The organism is Enterococcus sp. FDAARGOS_553 (assembly GCF_003812305.1).
GTDB lineage: Bacteria > Bacillota > Bacilli > Lactobacillales > Enterococcaceae > Enterococcus_D > Enterococcus_D gallinarum.
Genome location: NZ_CP033740.1, coordinates 744,947 through 763,212, shown reverse-complemented (window position 1 = coordinate 763,212; position 18,266 = coordinate 744,947). Strand labels below are relative to the sequence as shown.

At 41.8% G+C, this 18,266-nt stretch carries 33 protein-coding genes; 31 read left to right on the top strand and 2 right to left on the bottom strand.

Going from position 1 to position 18,266, the window contains the following annotated elements:
* Positions 1–65 precede the first annotated feature (65 nt).
* Positions 66–743: a nitroreductase family protein gene (locus EGX73_RS04010; RefSeq protein ID WP_123866746.1), complete on the bottom strand. Its 678-nt coding sequence runs from the start codon at positions 741–743 to the stop codon at positions 66–68.
* Positions 736–2,172, bottom strand: a complete 1,437-nt coding sequence (locus EGX73_RS04005; RefSeq protein ID WP_005470028.1) for a PLP-dependent aminotransferase family protein — start codon at positions 2,170–2,172, stop codon at positions 736–738. Before EGX73_RS04005 ends, EGX73_RS04010 begins: the two co-directional genes overlap by 8 nt.
* Before the next feature lie 99 nt (positions 2,173–2,271).
* On the opposite strand from EGX73_RS04005, the gene thiD reads away from it, so the two are divergent.
* The 31 genes from thiD to rplQ all read left to right on the top strand — a co-directional run bounded on the left by thiD (position 2,272) and on the right by rplQ (position 18,063).
* Entirely contained in the window at positions 2,272–3,096 is an 825-nt protein-coding gene (gene thiD, locus EGX73_RS04000; RefSeq protein ID WP_123866745.1) for a bifunctional hydroxymethylpyrimidine kinase/phosphomethylpyrimidine kinase, read from the top strand.
* The gene (locus EGX73_RS03995) at positions 3,089–3,634 is read left to right on the top strand and encodes an ECF transporter S component (RefSeq protein ID WP_021150626.1); all 546 of its coding nucleotides are present in this window, start codon (positions 3,089–3,091) and stop codon (positions 3,632–3,634) included. The genes thiD and EGX73_RS03995 overlap by 8 nt, the downstream gene beginning before the upstream one ends.
* Positions 3,635–4,036: 402 nt before the next feature.
* Entirely contained in the window at positions 4,037–4,345 is a 309-nt protein-coding gene (rpsJ, locus tag EGX73_RS03990) for a 30S ribosomal protein S10 (RefSeq protein WP_003127966.1), read from the top strand.
* Positions 4,346–4,367: 22 nt separating this feature from the next.
* The gene (gene rplC / locus EGX73_RS03985; protein ID WP_003127967.1) at positions 4,368–4,997 is read left to right on the top strand and encodes a 50S ribosomal protein L3; all 630 of its coding nucleotides are present in this window, start codon (positions 4,368–4,370) and stop codon (positions 4,995–4,997) included.
* 29 nt (positions 4,998–5,026) lie between these two features.
* Positions 5,027–5,650 (top strand): 50S ribosomal protein L4, encoded by a 624-nt coding sequence (gene rplD, locus EGX73_RS03980; RefSeq protein WP_003127968.1) that lies wholly within the window; start codon positions 5,027–5,029, stop codon positions 5,648–5,650.
* Complete coding sequence (locus tag EGX73_RS03975) at positions 5,650–5,943, top strand: 50S ribosomal protein L23 (protein WP_003127969.1); 294 nt, start codon at positions 5,650–5,652, stop codon at positions 5,941–5,943. The genes rplD and EGX73_RS03975 overlap by 1 nt, the downstream gene beginning before the upstream one ends.
* 39 nt (positions 5,944–5,982) lie before the next feature.
* Positions 5,983–6,816, top strand: a complete 834-nt coding sequence (gene rplB, locus EGX73_RS03970) for a 50S ribosomal protein L2 (protein WP_003127970.1) — start codon at positions 5,983–5,985, stop codon at positions 6,814–6,816.
* A gap of 42 nt (positions 6,817–6,858) precedes the next feature.
* The gene (rpsS, locus tag EGX73_RS03965; protein ID WP_003127971.1) at positions 6,859–7,137 is read left to right on the top strand and encodes a 30S ribosomal protein S19; all 279 of its coding nucleotides are present in this window, start codon (positions 6,859–6,861) and stop codon (positions 7,135–7,137) included.
* A 23-nt stretch (positions 7,138–7,160) separates the two neighbouring features.
* A complete protein-coding gene (gene rplV, locus EGX73_RS03960) occupies positions 7,161–7,508 on the top strand; it encodes a 50S ribosomal protein L22 (RefSeq protein WP_003127973.1) in 348 nt (115 codons plus the stop codon).
* Positions 7,509–7,521: 13 nt separating this feature from the next.
* Positions 7,522–8,178: a 30S ribosomal protein S3 gene (rpsC, locus tag EGX73_RS03955; protein ID WP_003127974.1), complete on the top strand. Its 657-nt coding sequence runs from the start codon at positions 7,522–7,524 to the stop codon at positions 8,176–8,178.
* 2 nt (positions 8,179–8,180) lie between these two features.
* On the top strand, positions 8,181–8,615 hold the full coding sequence (rplP, locus tag EGX73_RS03950; protein ID WP_003127975.1) for a 50S ribosomal protein L16: 435 nt from the start codon (positions 8,181–8,183) through the stop codon (positions 8,613–8,615).
* Complete coding sequence (rpmC, locus tag EGX73_RS03945) at positions 8,605–8,793, top strand: 50S ribosomal protein L29 (protein ID WP_002288664.1); 189 nt, start codon at positions 8,605–8,607, stop codon at positions 8,791–8,793. Before rplP ends, rpmC begins: the two co-directional genes overlap by 11 nt.
* 24 nt (positions 8,794–8,817) lie before the next feature.
* On the top strand, positions 8,818–9,084 hold the full coding sequence (rpsQ, locus tag EGX73_RS03940; RefSeq protein ID WP_003128005.1) for a 30S ribosomal protein S17: 267 nt from the start codon (positions 8,818–8,820) through the stop codon (positions 9,082–9,084).
* Positions 9,085–9,144: 60 nt separating this feature from the next.
* Positions 9,145–9,513, top strand: coding sequence for a 50S ribosomal protein L14 (rplN, locus tag EGX73_RS03935; RefSeq protein ID WP_003128006.1), 369 nt, complete (start codon positions 9,145–9,147; stop codon positions 9,511–9,513).
* A 35-nt stretch (positions 9,514–9,548) separates the two neighbouring features.
* Positions 9,549–9,860, top strand: a complete 312-nt coding sequence (gene rplX, locus EGX73_RS03930) for a 50S ribosomal protein L24 (protein WP_003128007.1) — start codon at positions 9,549–9,551, stop codon at positions 9,858–9,860.
* Between the two features lie 27 nt (positions 9,861–9,887).
* Complete coding sequence (gene rplE, locus EGX73_RS03925; RefSeq protein ID WP_003128008.1) at positions 9,888–10,427, top strand: 50S ribosomal protein L5; 540 nt, start codon at positions 9,888–9,890, stop codon at positions 10,425–10,427.
* Positions 10,428–10,445: 18 nt separating this feature from the next.
* Positions 10,446–10,631 (top strand): type Z 30S ribosomal protein S14, encoded by a 186-nt coding sequence (locus tag EGX73_RS03920; RefSeq protein ID WP_003128010.1) that lies wholly within the window; start codon positions 10,446–10,448, stop codon positions 10,629–10,631.
* A gap of 32 nt (positions 10,632–10,663) precedes the next feature.
* Positions 10,664–11,062, top strand: coding sequence for a 30S ribosomal protein S8 (gene rpsH, locus EGX73_RS03915; RefSeq protein WP_003128011.1), 399 nt, complete (start codon positions 10,664–10,666; stop codon positions 11,060–11,062).
* 31 nt (positions 11,063–11,093) lie between these two features.
* Positions 11,094–11,630 (top strand): 50S ribosomal protein L6, encoded by a 537-nt coding sequence (gene rplF / locus EGX73_RS03910; protein ID WP_003128012.1) that lies wholly within the window; start codon positions 11,094–11,096, stop codon positions 11,628–11,630.
* 55 nt (positions 11,631–11,685) lie between these two features.
* Positions 11,686–12,042, top strand: a complete 357-nt coding sequence (rplR, locus tag EGX73_RS03905) for a 50S ribosomal protein L18 (protein ID WP_003128013.1) — start codon at positions 11,686–11,688, stop codon at positions 12,040–12,042.
* A 20-nt stretch (positions 12,043–12,062) separates the two neighbouring features.
* A complete protein-coding gene (gene rpsE, locus EGX73_RS03900; RefSeq protein WP_003128014.1) occupies positions 12,063–12,563 on the top strand; it encodes a 30S ribosomal protein S5 in 501 nt (166 codons plus the stop codon).
* 13 nt (positions 12,564–12,576) lie between these two features.
* Positions 12,577–12,756, top strand: coding sequence for a 50S ribosomal protein L30 (rpmD, locus tag EGX73_RS03895; protein ID WP_003128015.1), 180 nt, complete (start codon positions 12,577–12,579; stop codon positions 12,754–12,756).
* 40 nt (positions 12,757–12,796) lie between these two features.
* Complete coding sequence (rplO, locus tag EGX73_RS03890; protein ID WP_003128016.1) at positions 12,797–13,237, top strand: 50S ribosomal protein L15; 441 nt, start codon at positions 12,797–12,799, stop codon at positions 13,235–13,237.
* A complete protein-coding gene (gene secY, locus EGX73_RS03885) occupies positions 13,237–14,532 on the top strand; it encodes a preprotein translocase subunit SecY (RefSeq protein ID WP_003128017.1) in 1,296 nt (431 codons plus the stop codon). The genes rplO and secY overlap by 1 nt, the downstream gene beginning before the upstream one ends.
* Before the next feature lie 60 nt (positions 14,533–14,592).
* Positions 14,593–15,237, top strand: coding sequence for an adenylate kinase (locus EGX73_RS03880; RefSeq protein WP_003128018.1), 645 nt, complete (start codon positions 14,593–14,595; stop codon positions 15,235–15,237).
* A gap of 188 nt (positions 15,238–15,425) precedes the next feature.
* Positions 15,426–15,644, top strand: coding sequence for a translation initiation factor IF-1 (infA, locus tag EGX73_RS03875; protein ID WP_002288695.1), 219 nt, complete (start codon positions 15,426–15,428; stop codon positions 15,642–15,644).
* Between the two features lie 32 nt (positions 15,645–15,676).
* Positions 15,677–15,793 (top strand): 50S ribosomal protein L36, encoded by a 117-nt coding sequence (gene rpmJ, locus EGX73_RS03870; RefSeq protein WP_002288710.1) that lies wholly within the window; start codon positions 15,677–15,679, stop codon positions 15,791–15,793.
* 17 nt (positions 15,794–15,810) lie between these two features.
* Complete coding sequence (gene rpsM, locus EGX73_RS03865; RefSeq protein ID WP_003128035.1) at positions 15,811–16,176, top strand: 30S ribosomal protein S13; 366 nt, start codon at positions 15,811–15,813, stop codon at positions 16,174–16,176.
* 27 nt (positions 16,177–16,203) lie between these two features.
* Positions 16,204–16,593 (top strand): 30S ribosomal protein S11, encoded by a 390-nt coding sequence (rpsK, locus tag EGX73_RS03860; protein WP_003128036.1) that lies wholly within the window; start codon positions 16,204–16,206, stop codon positions 16,591–16,593.
* Between the two features lie 79 nt (positions 16,594–16,672).
* Complete coding sequence (locus EGX73_RS03855) at positions 16,673–17,611, top strand: DNA-directed RNA polymerase subunit alpha (RefSeq protein WP_003128037.1); 939 nt, start codon at positions 16,673–16,675, stop codon at positions 17,609–17,611.
* 71 nt (positions 17,612–17,682) lie between these two features.
* Complete coding sequence (gene rplQ, locus EGX73_RS03850) at positions 17,683–18,063, top strand: 50S ribosomal protein L17 (RefSeq protein ID WP_003128038.1); 381 nt, start codon at positions 17,683–17,685, stop codon at positions 18,061–18,063.
* The last annotated feature ends 203 nt before the right edge of the window (positions 18,064–18,266 follow it).

Below are 18,266 nucleotides of genomic sequence, written 5' to 3'. Positions count from 1 at the left end.
CTAGAGAACGATATGTTTTTTAATACCTAAAATAAAAATGGGGCTGAAGAATCAATTCTGATTCATCAGTCCCATAAATTATAGAGCCCGAATTTTTCGGACCAAGGCATTGTTTCTCTCGCTTCACCGAAGGCGGTCATGATTTGGTCATAGTCTTCGATCGCTTGATAGGAATAATCCTGGTATTTGTTGTAATGGATTACCGCCTCTTGAGGCAAGCGAGGCTTGAGAGCCATATCTACAATTGGTTTGCCAATACTTAATCCAGCCACAGGGTAAACGTATTCTGGCAGTTCGAGCAATTCGGCGATCGCTTTGCTGTCTTTGCGGACACTGCCGGAAATAACTGTTCCTAGACCAAGAGATTCCGCAGCAATGGCAGCTGACTGTAAAGCGATACTAGCATCGGTTGTTGCGATCAACAATGGTTGTAGACCTTCATCAACCAGATAAGGTGTTTGTTTTTTCTCAGCAACTTTCTTGGTGCGGTTTAAATCAGCCAAGAAAAGTAAAAAGATAGAACTTTCAGCGATATGAGGATTACCTGGATTCCAAGTAACCAGCTGTTGTCGAAGTGAACGATCATCGATCACGAGAATGGAATAAGCTTGCCCGTTCATCCAGCTAGGTGCTTGTCGTGCAGCAGATAAAATTGCTTCTAACTGCTCCTTTGATAATTGATAGTTGCTATCGAATTGGCGATAAGTGCGGTGGTTGGTTAATAGATCAATTGTCTCATTCATACAGATGCTCCTTTAATTGTGTTGTGATTTTTCTGAATTGCTGACAAAACAAGTCTAGTTGATTTTCCGAAAGTCGTGTATAGTTCAGACGAAATCCGTTTGTATCATTGCTGAAGAGAAAGGCTGGGGCAACTAGACAATCATTTTTTAAGAAAAGTGTCCAGTCTCTCCGTTTCAGTGGGGCGTGTTGCCATTGCAGCCAGAGGTATAGTCCCCCAGTGGTCTGTTGGAATGCCCAATCCTCAGAAAAAGCGTCCAGTCGCTGAATCAAGGCATGTTGCTTTTGAGCCATCTTTTTTAGCAAGTCCTGTTGTTGTTGAGGGTACTCCATGGAACGGAGAGCAAGATTAGCTAACAGTTGAGGAAAAATCGTTGTCTCGATAGACATCCTTTTTTTAGCTTGAGCAAATTGATCCGCCAATGCTTCAGGAGCTAATAACCAGCCGATTTTGATAGAAGACCCAAAGAGTTTTGATAAAGATCCGAGATAAATGACCGAATCTGGTGCTAGTGCCTTAAATTTTTCGGGTTGCGGCGTAAAGGCTAACTCACTAAAGATATCATCTTCTATGATCGGTACTTGATACCTCTGGCAAATAGCGATAATTTCTTTGCGGCGGCCAAGGCTCATGGTACGACCGGTGGGATTTTGGAATGTCGGATTTAAATAAACAAATTTGATTTTCTGCTCTTTCAATGCTTGTTCTAAGTCTTTCGGTCGCATCCCTTCTTCGTCCTGTTTGATTCCGAGAACGCGGACATTCATTGTTGTAAATAAGGGCAATGAAAACAAAAAGGAAGGATCTTCCGTAAGAATACTATCACCTGAAGTCAACAAAACTTGCATAAGCAGTGTGATACCTTGCGTGGAGCCAGAAGTGATCACGAGTTTTTGTCCAGATAAGGGGATTCCGAAATCTTCCGTCAAGTGCCGCATCAAGACTTCTTGCAATGGTGGATAGCCGGCTGGGGTGCTTTGCAGGCTTTCGTTGCGGATCATCTCCCAAGTAAAGGCAGGAAATTGGAAATCAGGAAGCAGTTCTTGTGGCAGATCACCTGTATAAAGGTCGAGAATTTGGTCTTTTGTGCGCAATCGCTGAATCTCTTCAACAAAGGGGTCTTGCTGTAAGTAGGGACTAGATAGAGACGAGCGGAGATAAGACAGAGGGGTCTGACGGTTGCCCCATCGACCTTCAGAGACTTGTGTGCCGCTGCCTCGTTTGCGCGTGATCCATCCTAAACTCCGAAGCTCATCCAGTGCCTTGACGATCGTTGAACGGTTGACCCCGAATTGAGTGGCTAGTTTTCGTTCGGCGGGCAACTGTTCACCAGGTGTGTAATCGCCATTTTGGATGGCCTCGATAAAGTAAGTGACGATTTGCTGATAGAGTGGTTGCTTCTTCTGTTTATCGATTTGCCAATCGGTCATTAGAGCCCTCCTTTTTTATTGGATGGTATAAAAATAAGCCAATTGGCTGTTTTCGTCAAGGGGACCATTGGTTATACTGAATAAAAGGAGTCGATAATAATGAAGAAAGTATTAACGATCGCCGGGTCCGATTCAACAGGCGGCGCAGGAATTGAAGCTGATTTAAAGACCTTTCAAGAGTATGGTGTTTTTGGTTTTGCTTCGATTGCCTCGATCGTCACCATGGATCCGTCAATGGGATGGACCCACGAAGTGACAGCTATGGACACTTCTTTGATCGAAAAACAATTGATTTCGGCTTTCACGGGGGAACCAATGGATGCCGTTAAGACAGGGATGTTGGGGAATGAAGCCAATATTGCGCAGGCTGCCAAGATGATCCAGCAACAACAAGTGAAACAGGTGGTGATCGATCCTGTTATTGCTTGTAAAGGGACCGCACATATTTTGCAGCCAAAGAGTGTGGATGCATTGATCGAATACTTGCTGCCTTTGGCGGATGTGGTGACACCTAACTTGATTGAAGCTGGAATTTTATCGGGGATGGGGGACTTAAAAGACCTTGTTGCTATGAAAGAAGCTGCGAAAAGGATTTATCATTTAGGCGCGAAGTGTGTCGTCGTCAAAGGAGGTCATCGGTTGCCAGGAGCGCAGGCAATTGACTTAGTTTATGATGGACACTCTTTTACTACTCTAGAAAGCCGGAGGATCGATACTGATTTCAACCATGGTGCAGGCTGTACGTTTTCTGCAGCCATTACTGCTGGATTAGCAAAAGGGCTGCCGTTACTAGAAAGCATTCGCTTGGCCAAAGACTTCGTCGTTGCGGCGATTCGACAAGGGGTTCTGATCAATCCTTATGTCGGTCACGTCTGGCACGGTGCTTATAATCATGCGGAAGAAAGGATGATACCACATGAATGATCACAGAATTCGAAGTATTGTCTTTGTGGCATTGTTTACAGCGTTGACAGTCATTGGTACGATGATCAAGATCCCATTGCCCACCGGCGCCTTTGTGCACTTGGGGAATGCCGTTCTTTTATTAGCAGTTTTATTATTAGGTTATGTGAAAGGCTCCCTTGCTGGGGGACTAGGCTTTGCGATTTTTGATTTGCTGAATGGGTATGCGACAGAGGCCCCTTATTTTATTTTGGAAAGTTTTATTGTGGGGGCTTTTGCATATGGTGCGTTTCTCTTATTTAAAAAACGTCCGCAAGCAATATGGCAGTTAGTGGTTATTGGGTCTGTTACTGGCTTGGCGAAACTTGCTATGACGCAAATCAAAAATACTGTTATGCTTTGGTATCTTGGCAGCAGCTGGTCAGGAGCTTGGTCGGCAGCGGTCATCAAATTGCCGGCAACAGTCATCAATGTAGTGGCCACGATTTTGATTGTCGCTATTGCTTATTTTCCGTTAAAAGCAGCAATCCAACGTGTGACTAAAGGATTAATCAACTAGTAGTAAATCGAGATGATTAGTGGTTTGAAGCGCTTTTTCTGGAGAATTATTCCGGAAGGGGCGCTTTTGCGTTAGTAGCTATGGTTGTTGGAAAAGCTTTTGCTTAGAGCAAGTCATTAGGCAAGGTTTTTGTTGTTTTCAAGAGAAAAGAAAGTTTTCTGAAAAAAACGCAAAAGAATCGTTTCTTTTCATTAAAAAAAGCTTGCAATCAGCGTTTATCCATAATATAATCATAAAGGTGCTGTTTACGTATATGCGTAAGTCACACTGGCAGCAAAGAAAAAACTGCCGGCTACGAAACGAGAGGTTGCGACACGCCCGGACGCTTTGCCATGGACGAGCGTGACGGAAATTTTCGTGGAGCTATGTCTACTTTTCAAAATAGGCGAAGGAGGGAAAACAATGGCAAAACAAAAAATTCGTATCCGTTTAAAAGCGTATGAACATCGTATTTTAGATCAATCAGCGGATAAAATCGTAGAAACTGCAAAAAGAACTGGAGCTGGCGTATCTGGTCCAATTCCATTGCCAACTGAACGCAGCTTGTACACGATCATCCGTGCGACACACAAATACAAAGATTCACGCGAACAATTCGAAATGCGTACACACAAACGTCTAATCGACATTGTGAATCCAACACCAAAAACAGTTGATGCTTTAATGAAGCTAGACTTGCCAAGCGGTGTAAATATTGAAATCAAACTATAATAATTAAGATGGAGGTGTAATCATGACCAAAGGAATCTTAGGGAAAAAAGTGGGAATGACTCAAATCTTCACTGAATCTGGCGAATTGATTCCAGTAACTGTAGTAGAAGCTACTCCAAACGTAGTGCTACAAGTGAAAACAATCGAAAATGACGGCTACGAAGCAATTCAAGTCGGCTACCAAGATATGCGTGAAGTTTTGTCTAACAAACCTGCGAAAGGTCATGTTGCAAAAGCAAACACGGCTCCTAAGCGCTTCATTCGCGAATTCAAGAATGTAGAGCTAGAGGGCTTAGAAGTAGGTTCAGAAATTAAAGTTGATATTTTTGAAGCAGGAGACATCATTGATGTAACCGGCACTTCGAAAGGTAAAGGATTCCAAGGCGTTATCAAACGTCACGGACAAAGCCGCGGACCAATGGCTCACGGTTCTCGTTATCACCGTCGTCCTGGATCAATGGGTCCAGTTGCACCTAACCGTGTATTCAAAAACAAACGTCTTGCTGGACGTATGGGCGGTAACCGCATCACGATCCAAAACTTGGAAATCGTGCGTGTAGACGCAGAACGTAACGTTATCTTGATTAAAGGTAATGTACCTGGCGCGAAAAAATCATTGATTACAATCAAATCAGCTGTGAAAGCTAAATAAGTAGATAGGAAGAAAGGAGGAACTAAGGAATGCCGAATGTAGCATTATTCAAACAAGATGGAAGCCAAAATGGCGAAATTACATTGAACGAAGAAATCTTCGGAATTGAACCAAATGAAACAGTTGTCTACGATGCAATCATCATGCAACGTGCTTCATTAAGACAAGGAACACACGCTGTGAAAAATCGCAGTGCCGTTCGTGGCGGTGGCCGTAAACCATGGCGCCAAAAAGGAACTGGTCGTGCTCGTCAAGGTTCAATCCGTTCACCACAATGGCGTGGAGGTGGCGTAGTCTTCGGACCAACACCACGTTCATACAGCTACAAACTTCCTAAAAAAGTTCGTCGCTTAGCAATGAAATCTGTATTGTCAGAAAAAGTTGCTTCAAATAACTTGGTAGCAGTAGAAGGGTTAAGCTTTGATGCACCAAAAACAAAAGAATTCAAACAAGTTTTAGCTAACTTGACTATTGACTCAAAAGTATTGGTAGTTTTAGAAACAGAAAACGACTTTGCTGCATTATCTGCACGCAACTTGCCATCTGTTTCAGTAGTAACTGCTGATAACGTGAGCGTATTGGATGTTGTTTCAGCAGATAAAATGTTGGTAACACAAACTGCTCTTACTCAGATCGAGGAGGTGCTTGCATAATGAACTTACTAGACGTCATCAAACGCCCAGTGATCACTGAGAAATCTATGCTTGCCATGGATGACAAGAAATATACTTTCGAAGTAGACACAAAAGCGAACAAAACTTTAGTAAAACAAGCTGTAGAAGCTGCCTTTGACGGAGTGAAAGTGGCTAACGTGAATATCATCAACGTACGCCCTAAATTCAAACGCATGGGTAAATATGCAGGATACACAAAAAAACGTCGCAAAGCTGTTGTGACTTTAACTGAAGATTCAAAAGAAATCCAAATTTTTGACGCTGCTGAATAAGCAGACCATATTTAAATACTAAATGGGAGGGAAAAAGACGTGGCGATTAAAAAGTACAAACCTACCACAAACGGCCGTCGTAATATGACAAGTTCTGATTTCGCTGAAATCACAACTTCAACACCAGAAAAAACATTGTTAGCGCCATTGAAAAACAATGCTGGTCGTAACAACAACGGACGTATCACGGTTCGTCATCAAGGTGGCGGTCACAAACGTCAATACCGTTTGATCGATTTCAAACGTAACAAAGACAATGTCGTTGCTACTGTTAAAACGATTGAATATGATCCAAACCGTTCTGCTAACATTGCGTTAGTACATTACGAGGATGGAGTAAAAGCATATATCTTAGCACCTAAAGGATTAGAAGTTGGCATGACTGTCGTTTCTGGACCAGATGCAGATATTAAAGTAGGGAACGCATTACCACTAGAAAATATTCCAGTTGGTACTGTTATCCACAACATCGAAATGAAACCAGGAAAAGGCGGACAATTGATCCGTTCAGCTGGTACAAGTGCACAAGTACTTGGTAAAGAAGGAAAATATGTATTGATCCGCTTGAACTCAGGCGAAGTACGTATGATCTTGGCAACATGCCGTGCAACAATTGGCTCTGTTGGTAACGAACAACATGAATTGATCAACATCGGTAAAGCCGGACGTTCTCGTTGGATGCGCAAACGCCCAACTGTACGTGGTAGCGTAATGAACCCTAATGATCACCCACACGGTGGTGGTGAAGGTAAAGCTCCAATCGGACGTAAAGCTCCAGTTTCACCTTGGGGACAACCAGCACTTGGTTACAAAACACGTAACAAGAAAGCTAAATCAGACAAACTTATCGTTCGTCGTCGCAAGACTAAATAATTTACTTGACCATGTGTCGCACATTTTGAGAGGAGGTACACCATGGGTCGTAGTTTGAAAAAAGGACCTTTTGTCGATGACCATTTGATGAAGAAGGTCGAAGCACAACAAGGCGCTGAAAAGAAAAAAGTGATCAAAACTTGGTCACGTCGTTCCACAATCTTCCCAAGTTTTATCGGATTTACAATTGCTGTGTATGATGGACGGAAACATGTACCAGTTTACATCCAAGAAGACATGGTAGGACACAAACTAGGTGAATTTGCACCAACAAGAACTTATCGCGGACACGCTGCCGACGATAAGAAAACAAGACGCTAATTTTGAGGGGAGGATATCCAAAAATGGCAGAACAAATCACATCAGCGAAAGCAACTGCTAAAACAGTCCGCGTTTCTCCTCGTAAATCACGTCTAGTTATTGATTTGATCAGAGGGAAAAGCGTTGCTGAAGCAATCGCGATCTTGAAGTTCACACCAAACAAAGCGGCTGGAATCATCGAGAAAGTCTTGATGTCAGCTATCGCTAATGCAGAAAACAATTTTGACTTAGATGTTGAAAACTTGATTGTTTCTGAAGCATTCGTCAACGAAGGACCAACAATGAAACGTTTCCGTCCACGTGCGAAAGGTTCAGCTTCTCCAATCAACAAACGTACAAGTCATATTACTGTAGTCGTATCAGAAAAATAAGGAGGGACAATCAGTGGGTCAAAAAGTACATCCAATTGGAATGCGTGTAGGCATCATCCGTGACTGGGATGCAAAATGGTATGCTGAAAAAGAGTATGCTGAATTTCTACATGAAGATTTGAAAATCCGTAAATTTATCGCATCTAAACTTGCTGATGCCGCTGTGTCAACAATTGAAATCGAGCGCGCAGCAAACCGCGTAAATATTTCAATCCACACAGCTAAACCAGGTATGGTTATCGGTAAAGGCGGATCTGAAGTCGAAAACCTAAGAAAAGAATTAAACAAATTAACTGGCAAACGAGTTCACATCAACATCGTTGAAATCAAAAAACCAGATTTAGATGCTAAATTAGTAGGCGAAGGAATCGCACGTCAATTAGAAAACCGTGTTGCTTTCCGTCGTGCGCAAAAACAAGCGATCCAACGCACAATGCGTTCTGGCGCTAAAGGAATCAAAACACAAGTATCTGGTCGTCTAAACGGAGCAGATATCGCTCGTTCAGAAGGCTATTCAGAAGGAACAGTTCCACTTCATACATTACGTGCGGATATTGATTACGCATGGGAAGAAGCAGATACAACATACGGAAAACTAGGAGTTAAAGTGTGGATTTATCGTGGAGAAATTCTTCCAACTAAAAAGAACACTGAGAAAGGAGGGAAATAAACATGTTAGTACCTAAACGTGTAAAACACCGTCGTGAATTCCGCGGGAAAATGCGCGGTGAAGCGAAAGGCGGAAAAGAAGTAGTTTTCGGTGAATACGGCTTGCAAGCTGTTGAATCACACTGGATCACAAACCGCCAAATCGAAGCTGCCCGTATTGCAATGACTCGTTATATGAAACGTGGCGGGAAAGTATGGATCAAAATTTTCCCTCACAAATCTTATACGGCCAAAGCAATTGGGGTACGTATGGGTTCTGGTAAAGGGGCTCCTGAAGGATGGGTATCACCAGTAAAACGTGGTAAAATCATGTTTGAAATTGCCGGCGTTCCCGAAGAAGTTGCGCGTGAAGCGTTACGTCTTGCTTCTCACAAATTGCCAGTGAAAACAAAGATCGTAAAACGTGAGGAAATGGGTGGTGAATCGAATGAAGGTTAAAGAAATCAGAGAATTAACCACTGCCGAAATGCTAGATCAAGAAAAACAATTGAAAGAAGAATTGTTTAATCTTAGATTCCAATTAGCTACAGGACAATTAGAAAACACTGCACGTATCAAAGAAGTACGTAAATCGATTGCACGCATCAAAACAGTATTGCGTGAACAAGCAAAGTAATAGTGGAAGGAGGCCATTTAGCGTATGACTGAAGAAAGAAATCAACGCAAAGTTTACCAAGGTCGCGTGGTATCCGACAAGATGGATAAAACAATCACTGTTGTCGTTGAAACTAAGAAAAACCACCCTATCTACGGCAAACGTCTGAACTATTCTAAGAAATACAAAGCACACGATGAAAACAACGAAGCAAAAGTTGGCGATATCGTGAAAATTATGGAAACTCGTCCATTATCAGCTACGAAACGTTTCCGTCTAGTAGAGATTGTTGAAAAGGCAGTGATTATCTAATCACACGAGATTTTCCTATATAGATTGTGAATTGCAAAATCTGAAAGGAGGATACACATCGTGATCCAAGCAGAAAGCCGATTAAGAGTGGCGGACAACTCAGGTGCCCGTGAAATTCTAACGATCAAAGTCCTTGGCGGATCTGGTCGTAAAACTGCGAATATTGGTGACGTGATCGTTGCTACGGTCAAACAAGCAACGCCAGGTGGGGTTGTCAAAAAAGGTGACGTCGTTAAAGCCGTTATCGTTCGTACAAAATCAGGAGCACGTCGTACAGACGGTTCTTACATTAAATTTGATGAAAATGCTGCGGTTATTATCCGTGACGATAAGAGCCCACGTGGAACTCGTATCTTTGGACCAGTTGCTCGCGAATTGCGTGAAGGCAACTTTATGAAGATCGTTTCCCTAGCACCAGAAGTATTGTAATAGTGATTCTTATCTAAAGGAGGTGCGAAACAAACATGTTTGTTAAAAAAGGCGATAAAGTTAAAGTTATCACTGGTAAAGACAAAAACAAAGAAGGCGTTGTACTTGCAGCGTTTCCTAAGAAAGACAAAGTCGTTGTTGAAGGTGTGAACGTCGTTAAAAAACACCAAAAACCTTCTCAAACAGCTCCTCAAGGCGGAATCGTCGAGATGGAAGCACCAATTCATGTTTCTAACGTGATGGTGGTTGATCCTTCGAACGGTGAAGCAACACGTGTAGGCTATAAAGAAGTTGACGGCAAAAAAGTCCGCGTTTCTAAAAAAACCGGAGAAGTTCTTGATAAATAATCAAATAAAGGAAGGAGGGGCTAACAGATGAACCGCCTTAAAGAAAAATATTCAAAAGAAGTTGTCCCATCATTAATGGACAAATTTAACTACAGCTCAGTTATGCAAGCACCAAAAGTTGATAAAATCGTTATCAACATGGGTGTTGGTGATGCTGTATCGAATGCAAAAAACTTAGATAAAGCTGTTGAAGAATTACAATTGATCTCAGGTCAAAAACCATTGATCACAAAAGCGAAAAAATCTATTGCTGGATTCCGTTTACGTGAAGGAATGCCAATCGGTGCGAAAGTTACTCTACGCGGCGAAAGAATGTATGAATTCTTAGACAAGTTAGTAACAGTTTCATTGCCACGTGTCCGTGACTTCCACGGTGTCAGCAAAAAAGCGTTTGACGGACGCGGAAACTACACATTAGGAATCAAAGAACAATTGATCTTCCCTGAAGTAGATTATGATTTGATCGATAAAGTACGTGGTATGGATATCGTTATTGTAACAACAGCCAACACAGATGAAGAATCTCGTGAATTGTTGTCACAATTAGGCATGCCATTCCAAAAATAAAAAAAGGAGGCGAACTACGTGGCTAAAAAATCAATGATTGCTAAAAACAAACGCCCTGCTAAATTCTCAACACAAGAGTATACTCGTTGCGAACGTTGCGGACGTCCACATTCAGTTTATCGTAAATTTCATCTTTGCCGTATTTGCTTCCGCGAACTTGCCTATAAAGGACAAATTCCCGGCGTGAAGAAAGCTAGCTGGTAAACTATACTCGCATAAAGGAGGTAAATTATCCCATGGTCATGACAGATCCAATCGCAGATTTTCTAACGCGTGTACGTAATGCCAATATGGTAAAACACGAAAGCTTAGAAGTACCTGCTTCAAAAATCAAACGTGATATCGCTGAAATCTTGAAACGTGAAGGTTTCGTTCGCGATGTTGAATATATCGAAGATGACAAACAAGGCGTGATCCGCGTATTCTTGAAATACGGCAAAAACGGTGAACGTGTTATCACAAACTTGAAACGTATCTCTAAACCAGGTTTGCGTGCTTATGTCAAAGCTGACGAAGTGCCAAAAGTATTGAACGGTTTAGGAATCGCGATCATCTCAACTTCTGAAGGTGTTATCACTGACAAAGAAGCAAGAGCAAAAAATGTTGGCGGCGAAGTAGTCGCTTATGTATGGTAATTTAAAATAATCCACAAGGAGGTGCCTCTAAGTGAGTCGTATCGGTAATAAGATCGTCGTTCTTCCTGCAGGTGTTGAAATCAAACAAGATGGAAACGACATTACAGTTAAAGGACCTAAAGGTGAATTGAAACGTACTTTTTCTTCTGATATCAAAATGAATATCGAAGGAAACGAAGTAACATTCACTCGTCCAAACGATAGTAAAGAAATGAAAACTATCCACGGAACTACCCGTGCAAACTTCAACAACATGGTTGTTGGTGTTTCTGAAGGTTTCCAAAAAGCGTTAGAATTGATCGGGGTTGGGTACCGTGCTCAATTGCAAGGTAAAAAACTTGTATTGAACGTTGGTTACTCTCATCCGGTTGAAATCGAAGCGCCAGCTGGAATCGAAATTGAAGTTCCTTCAAACACTTCTGTGATCATCAAAGGATCAGATAAAGAAGTTGTTGGCGAATTAGCTGCCAATATTCGTGGCGTTCGTCCTCCAGAACCTTATAAAGGCAAAGGGATTCGTTATGTTGGCGAATTTGTGCGTCGTAAAGAAGGTAAAACTGGTAAATAGTCGTAAGCATTTACGAATAGCGGCTTAGGCTAGCAAATAAAAAGAGGTGACAATTGTGATTACAAAACCAGATAAAAATAAAACACGTCAGAAAAGACATCGTCGTGTACGTAACAAAATCTCTGGTACTGCTGAGTGCCCACGCTTAAACGTGTTCCGTTCGAACAAAAACATCTACGCTCAAATCATTGATGACGTAGCGGGTGTGACGCTAGCAAGTGCCTCTGCCTTAGATAAAGAAATTTCAGGTGGAAACAAAACTGAACAAGCACAAGCTGTCGGCAAATTAGTTGCAGAACGTGCAGCAGCAAAAGGTATTAAAGTAGTAGTCTTTGACCGTGGTGGATACCTTTACCATGGCCGTGTAGCAGCTTTAGCTGAAGCAGCTCGCGAAAATGGACTGGAATTTTAAGAGAAGGAGGAACACCATTCATGGTTTATATTGATCCAAAACATTTGGAATTAGAAGACCGCGTTGTTGCGATTAACCGTGTAACTAAAGTTGTTAAAGGTGGACGTCGTCTACGTTTTGCTGCATTAGTTGTTGTCGGTGATAAAAACGGACACGTAGGTTTCGGTACTGGTAAAGCACAAGAAGTACCAGAAGCAATCCGTAAAGCAATCGAAGACGCGAAGAAAAACTTGGTAGAAGTACCAATGGTTGGTTCTACAATCCCTCACGAAGTTATCGGTGTATTCGGCGGCGGACGCATCCTTATGAAACCTGCTGTAGAAGGTTCTGGGGTAGCTGCTGGTGGACCCGTTCGTGCCGTATTGGAATTAGCTGGGGTAGCGGATATCACATCTAAATCTTTAGGTTCTAACACACCAATCAACGTTGTTCGCGCAACAGTTGAAGGGTTGAAACAATTGAAACGCGCTGAAGAAGTGGCAGCACTTCGCGGCAAATCAGTAGAAGAATTAATCGGTTAAGGAGGACACTATAATGGCTGAATTGAAAATCACTTTAAAACGCAGTATTATTGGACGTCCCCAAAACCAACGCGATACTGTAAAAGCGTTAGGTCTTACAAAGTTGAATTCAACAGTAGTAAAACCTGCTAATGATGCAATCAAAGGCATGGTCAACACTGTTTCTCACTTAGTGGACGTTGAAGAAGTCTAAGGATCAGCAGATCTAGTTTGATTAAGGAGGTGCCAAACCTATGAAACTTCATGAATTAAAACCATCAGAAGGATCACGCCAAGTACGTAACCGTGTTGGTCGCGGAACTTCATCTGGTAACGGTAAAACAGCTGGACGCGGACAAAAAGGTCAAAAAGCTCGTTCAGGTGGCGGAGTACGTTTAGGCTTTGAAGGGGGACAAACACCATTGTTCCGTCGTTTGCCAAAACGCGGATTTACAAATGTCAACCGCAAAGAATATGCAGTTATCAATCTTGATGTATTAAACCGCTTTGAAGACGGTGCAGAAGTAACACCTGTTGCTTTGCATGAAGCTGGAATCGTCAAAGATGAAAAAGCTGGAATCAAAGTATTAGCAAATGGAGAACTAACGAAGAAATTGACTGTGAAAGCAGCAAAATTCTCAAAAGCAGCTGAAGAAGCAATCGTTGCTGCTGGTGGATCAATCGAGGTGATCTAATGTTCAAACTACTAAAGGACGCCTTTAAAGTAAAAGATATTAGATCGAGAATTTTCTTCACCGTACTTATCTTGTTTGTCTTTCGTCTGGGTACACATATTACTGTGCCAGGCGTAGACGCAAGCCGTTTGCGGGAAATTGCTGATCTACCGTTTCTGAACATGTTGAACTTGGTCAGCGGTGGCGCGATGCAGCAATTCTCGATTTTCTCAATGGGTGTGTCACCATATATTACTGCGTCAATCGTTATTCAGTTGTTGCAGATGGATATTGTGCCAAGATTTGTTGAGTGGTCGAAGCAAGGGGAAGTTGGTCGTAAGAAATTGAATCAAGCAACTCGTTACCTAACATTGGTTTTGGCCTTTGTTCAGTCGATGACGTTAACTGCAGGGTTCAACTATTATACACAACTTGGCTTTGTCAACAATCCAAATATCTCGACGTTTGTGGTGATTGGTTTGATCTTAACAGCAGGTACGATGCTCGTTACTTGGTTAGGAGAACAAATCACAGAACGCGGAATCGGAAATGGTGTGTCAATGATTATCTTTGCAGGGATCATTTCACGCTTACCCGCTAGTATCAAGGAATTGGTAGAAGATTATTTCATCAACGTGGATCCATCAGATATTTGGATGAATGCATTGTTTATGGTCTTGCTTGTCGTTGCTGTTTTGGTCATCATCACATTTGTGACGTATGTACAACAAGCAGAACGAAAGATTCCAATCCAATATACGAAGCGAGTAGCTGGTGCGCCAACAAGTAGTTATCTTCCATTGAAGGTCAACGCTGCCGGTGTAATCCCAGTTATCTTTGCTAGTTCGTTTATTACAACACCAAATGCGATCATTCAAGCATTAGGTAGTTCGTACAAAGGCGAAACTTGGTATGAAGTAGTACAAACGATTTTTAGTTATAACACCGTACCTGGTGCGATCATCTATACTGTTTTGATCGTGGCGTTTACGTTCTTCTATGCATTTGTACAAGTTAACCCTGAGAAATTAGCGGAAAACCTACAAAAACAAGGAAGCTACATTCCAAGTGTGCGCCCTGGTAAAGGAACAGAAGAATACGTCTCACGTCTGCTTATGCGATTAAGTACAGTAGGATCGGTCTTCTTAGGACTAGTTGCGCTGTTGCCGATCATCGCTCAGATGGTTTGGAACTTGCCGCAATCAATCGGTTTAGGTGGAACAAGTTTATTGATCGTTATCGGGGTAGCTCTGGATACTGCGAAGCAGCTAGAAGGACTTATGCTGAAACGGAAATATACTGGTTTTATCAATTAAAGTTATTGAAGTGTTGAGGTCTTCCTCAACACTATTCAAAAACTTACAGGAGGAATTAGAATGAACCTCATTTTAATGGGACTACCTGGTGCCGGTAAAGGTACTCAGGCAGAACGTATCGTTGCTGAATACGGTCTTCCTCATATTTCAACAGGCGATATGTTTCGGGCTGCAATGGCGAACGAAACAGAATTAGGCCTGAAAGCAAAATCTTACATGGATCAAGGCGCTTTGGTTCCAGATGAGGTCACCAACGGTATCGTCAAAGAGCGTTTAGCTGAACCAGACACAGAGAAAGGCTTCTTATTGGATGGCTTTCCGCGGACTTTGGAACAAGCTGAAGCATTGGACGAAATGTTGAAAGACCTAAACAAAAAACTAGATGCTGTCATTGATATTCATGTTCCTGAAGAAGTTCTCGTAGAACGTTTAGCCGGCCGCTTCATGTGCCGCAATTGTGGGGCAACTTATCATAAATTGTTCAATCCGCCAAAAGTGGAAGGAACATGTGATCGTTGTGGAAGTCATGACTTCTACCAACGTGAAGATGATAAGCCTGAGACGGTCAAAAATCGTCTAGCTGTCAATATCAAAAGCAGTGAACCAATCTTAGCTTATTACAAAGAAAAAGGTTTATTGCAGTCGATTGATGGTGATCGCGACATCGATGCTGTATTTAAAGATGTTAAAAACATCATTGACTAATCATAGATTGCCCGTCACCGACTTGCAGCTACAAAACTTTCTCTTGAAACCTTTGACAGAGTATGATAAAATATGTCAGTCCGACTTCTACTGTTATTAAGTAGAAGCATAGTTTGAGAATATCAGGTGGGAACCCCGTTTCCGCCATTTTATCGTGTGAAAATCACAAGTACAAGGAGGTACTGTGCGTGGCAAAAGAAGATATGATTGAAGTCGAAGGTACAGTCGTCGAAACTTTGCCGAATGCAATGTTTAAAGTCGAATTGGAAAACGGACACCAAGTTCTAGCGACCGTTTCTGGTAAGATCCGGATGCACTACATTCGTATATTACCTGGAGACAAAGTGACGGTTGAATTATCACCGTATGACCTGAACCGTGGCCGCATTACTTATCGCTTTAAATAATTGTACTCCGTAAAACCACAGGAGGTATTATCATGAAAGTAAGACCATCAGTAAAACCAATGTGCGAACATTGTAAAGTAATTCGTCGTAAAGGACGCGTTATGGTGATTTGCCCAGCAAATCCAAAACATAAACAACGTCAAGGATAATCGGAGGTGTAACAAATATGGCTCGTATTGCAGGAGTAGATATTCCTCGTGATAAACGTGTGGTCGTTTCACTTACTTATATCTATGGTATTGGTAACACGACTGCAAAACAAATTTTAGCAAACGCTGGCGTTTCTGAAGAAGTTCGTGTTCGTGATCTAACGAATGAACAAACAGATGCTATCCGTGCTGAAGTTGATAAATTAAAAGTTGAAGGTGACCTTCGTCGTGAAGTGAACTTGAACATCAAACGTTTGATGGAAATCGGTTCATACCGTGGTATCCGTCATCGCCGTGGATTGCCAGTTCGTGGACAAAACACGAAAAACAATGCACGTACTCGTAAAGGCCCGTCTAAAACAGTCGCAGGCAAGAAAAAATAATTCCTAAGTGAAGGAGGTTAAAACTTCATGGCAGCAAAAAAAGTGAGTCGTAAACGCCGTGTGAAAAAGAATATTGAAGCGGGTATTGCACATATTCACTCAACATTCAATAATACAATCATTATGATCACTGATACTCATGGGAATGCATTAGCATGGTCATCAGCTGGTTCATTAGGTTTCAAAGGAAGCAAAAAATCTACTCCTTTTGCCGCTCAAATGGCAGCAGAAACAGCTACCAAAGCAGCAATGGAACACGGATTAAGAACTGTAGAAGTAACAGTTAAAGGACCTGGTTCTGGACGTGAAGCAGCAATTCGTTCATTACAAGCAGCAGGTTTGGAAGTGACTGCAATCCGTGACGTGACTCCAGTCCCTCATAATGGATGCCGCCCTCCAAAACGCCGTCGTGTTTAATGAGTGCTGCTCATTTTGAGTGTAACAATTACGTCATTGAACAAGACACTTTTCGTTTTGAAAGGGGTAAAAGATAAGAATGATTGAATTCGAAAAACCAAGAATCGCAAAGATTGATGAAGAAAAAGATTATGGCAAGTTCATCGTTGAGCCTCTTGAAAGAGGATACGGAACTACTTTAGGAAATTCCTTACGTCGTATTTTATTATCTTCTTTACCTGGTGCAGCAATCACCAATATTCAAATCGATGGAGTTTTACACGAATTCTCAACTGTTAAGGGCGTTCGGGAAGACGTTGCTCAAATCATCTTGAATATCAAAGGTCTTGCATTAAAAATGTACGGGGATGAAGAAAAAACCCTGGAAATCGATATTACAGGACCTGCTACAGTAACTGCTGGCGATATCATCGTAGACAGTGATGTAGAAATCCTTAACAAAGATATGTATATCTGCAACGTTTCTGAAGGAGCTTCATTCCATGCTCGCTTAACTGTGAAACCTGGACGCGGCTACGTTCAAGCAGATGAAAATAAAAAAGAAGACATGCCAATCGGTGTTCTTCCAGTCGATTCAATCTATACACCAGTACGTCGTGTGAACTACCAAGTAGAAAATACTCGTGTTGGTCGTCGTGATGATTTTGACAAATTAACGATGGAAATATGGACTGATGGCTCAATTGAACCATTGGAAGCAATGAGTTTAGCTGCAAAAATCATGACCGAACATTTAGACATCTTTGTAAACCTAACGGACGAAGCGAAAAACGCTGAGATCATGGTGGAAAAAGAAGAAACACAAAAAGAAAAAATGTTGGAAATGACGATTGAAGAATTAGACTTGTCTGTTCGTTCATACAACTGTCTAAAACGTGCAGGAATCAATACTGTACAAGAATTGACTAATAAATCTGAACCAGAAATGATTAAAGTACGGAACTTAGGCCGTAAATCTCTTGAAGAGGTCAAAGTGAAATTACACGATCTTGGTTTAGGACTACGTAAAGACGATTAATACGTCTTCGATTACGTTAGTTTCGGCTCGTCTGATCGAGACGACATACGAAAGTGAAGGAGGGAAACCACGTGAGTTATCGTAAACTAGGACGCACATCTAGCCAACGTAAAGCGATGTTGCGTGATTTAACAACTGATTTATTCATTAACGAACGCATCGTTACGACTGAAGCTCGTGCGAAAGAAGTTCGTTCAACTGCAGAAAAAATGATCACTTTAGGTAAACGTGGTGATTTGCATGCACGTCGCCAAGCTGCCGCATTTGTTCGTAATGAAGTTGCTAGCGTTCGTGAAGAAAACGAAGAAGTAGTTATTGAATCAGCTTTGCAAAAATTATTCAATGACATCGCTCCTCGTTACACAGATCGCCAAGGTGGCTACACTCGCATCTTGAAAACAGAACCAAGACGCGGAGATGCTGCACCAATGGTTATCCTAGAACTTGTTTAAAATCACACTTATCATCACTTTATAGATGTTTATTAAGAGTGTTATGATGTTGGAAGAAACTTTCCGAGTCTAGCTCAGCGCCTACACCTCGATGTATTTCGAGGTGTACGCACTCATCATAAAGTGCTTTTTTTTTACTTTCGATGATCTGTCTTGACAGGTCATGGCAAGTGAAAACAAAGTTCTGTTTGGAAATCTCATCG

Bases quoted from the DNA above. Each gene is read 5' to 3' on its own strand.
- rpmJ (WP_002288710.1), top strand. From the start codon at position 15,677: ATGAAAGTAAGACCATCAGTAAAACCAATGTGCGAACATTGTAAAGTA.
- rpsH (WP_003128011.1), top strand. From the start codon at position 10,664: ATGGTCATGACAGATCCAATCGCAGATTTTCTAACGCGTGTACGTAAT.
- EGX73_RS03880 (WP_003128018.1), top strand. From the start codon at position 14,593: ATGAACCTCATTTTAATGGGACTACCTGGTGCCGGTAAAGGTACTCAG.
- EGX73_RS03995 (WP_021150626.1), top strand. From the start codon at position 3,089: ATGAATGATCACAGAATTCGAAGTATTGTCTTTGTGGCATTGTTTACA.
- secY (WP_003128017.1), top strand. From the start codon at position 13,237: ATGTTCAAACTACTAAAGGACGCCTTTAAAGTAAAAGATATTAGATCG.
- rpsM (WP_003128035.1), top strand. From the start codon at position 15,811: ATGGCTCGTATTGCAGGAGTAGATATTCCTCGTGATAAACGTGTGGTC.
- rpsJ (WP_003127966.1), top strand. From the start codon at position 4,037: ATGGCAAAACAAAAAATTCGTATCCGTTTAAAAGCGTATGAACATCGT.
- rpmC (WP_002288664.1), top strand. From the start codon at position 8,605: ATGAAGGTTAAAGAAATCAGAGAATTAACCACTGCCGAAATGCTAGAT.
- rpsE (WP_003128014.1), top strand. From the start codon at position 12,063: ATGGTTTATATTGATCCAAAACATTTGGAATTAGAAGACCGCGTTGTT.
- thiD (WP_123866745.1), top strand. From the start codon at position 2,272: ATGAAGAAAGTATTAACGATCGCCGGGTCCGATTCAACAGGCGGCGCA.
- EGX73_RS03855 (WP_003128037.1), top strand. From the start codon at position 16,673: ATGATTGAATTCGAAAAACCAAGAATCGCAAAGATTGATGAAGAAAAA.
- rplP (WP_003127975.1), top strand. From the start codon at position 8,181: ATGTTAGTACCTAAACGTGTAAAACACCGTCGTGAATTCCGCGGGAAA.
- rplD (WP_003127968.1), top strand. From the start codon at position 5,027: ATGCCGAATGTAGCATTATTCAAACAAGATGGAAGCCAAAATGGCGAA.
- rplE (WP_003128008.1), top strand. From the start codon at position 9,888: ATGAACCGCCTTAAAGAAAAATATTCAAAAGAAGTTGTCCCATCATTA.
- EGX73_RS04010 (WP_123866746.1), bottom strand. From the start codon at position 743: ATGAATGAGACAATTGATCTATTAACCAACCACCGCACTTATCGCCAA.
- rpsS (WP_003127971.1), top strand. From the start codon at position 6,859: ATGGGTCGTAGTTTGAAAAAAGGACCTTTTGTCGATGACCATTTGATG.
- rplO (WP_003128016.1), top strand. From the start codon at position 12,797: ATGAAACTTCATGAATTAAAACCATCAGAAGGATCACGCCAAGTACGT.
- rpsK (WP_003128036.1), top strand. From the start codon at position 16,204: ATGGCAGCAAAAAAAGTGAGTCGTAAACGCCGTGTGAAAAAGAATATT.
- EGX73_RS03975 (WP_003127969.1), top strand. From the start codon at position 5,650: ATGAACTTACTAGACGTCATCAAACGCCCAGTGATCACTGAGAAATCT.
- rpsQ (WP_003128005.1), top strand. From the start codon at position 8,818: ATGACTGAAGAAAGAAATCAACGCAAAGTTTACCAAGGTCGCGTGGTA.
- EGX73_RS04005 (WP_005470028.1), bottom strand. From the start codon at position 2,172: ATGACCGATTGGCAAATCGATAAACAGAAGAAGCAACCACTCTATCAG.
- rplC (WP_003127967.1), top strand. From the start codon at position 4,368: ATGACCAAAGGAATCTTAGGGAAAAAAGTGGGAATGACTCAAATCTTC.
- rplX (WP_003128007.1), top strand. From the start codon at position 9,549: ATGTTTGTTAAAAAAGGCGATAAAGTTAAAGTTATCACTGGTAAAGAC.
- rpmD (WP_003128015.1), top strand. From the start codon at position 12,577: ATGGCTGAATTGAAAATCACTTTAAAACGCAGTATTATTGGACGTCCC.
- rplV (WP_003127973.1), top strand. From the start codon at position 7,161: ATGGCAGAACAAATCACATCAGCGAAAGCAACTGCTAAAACAGTCCGC.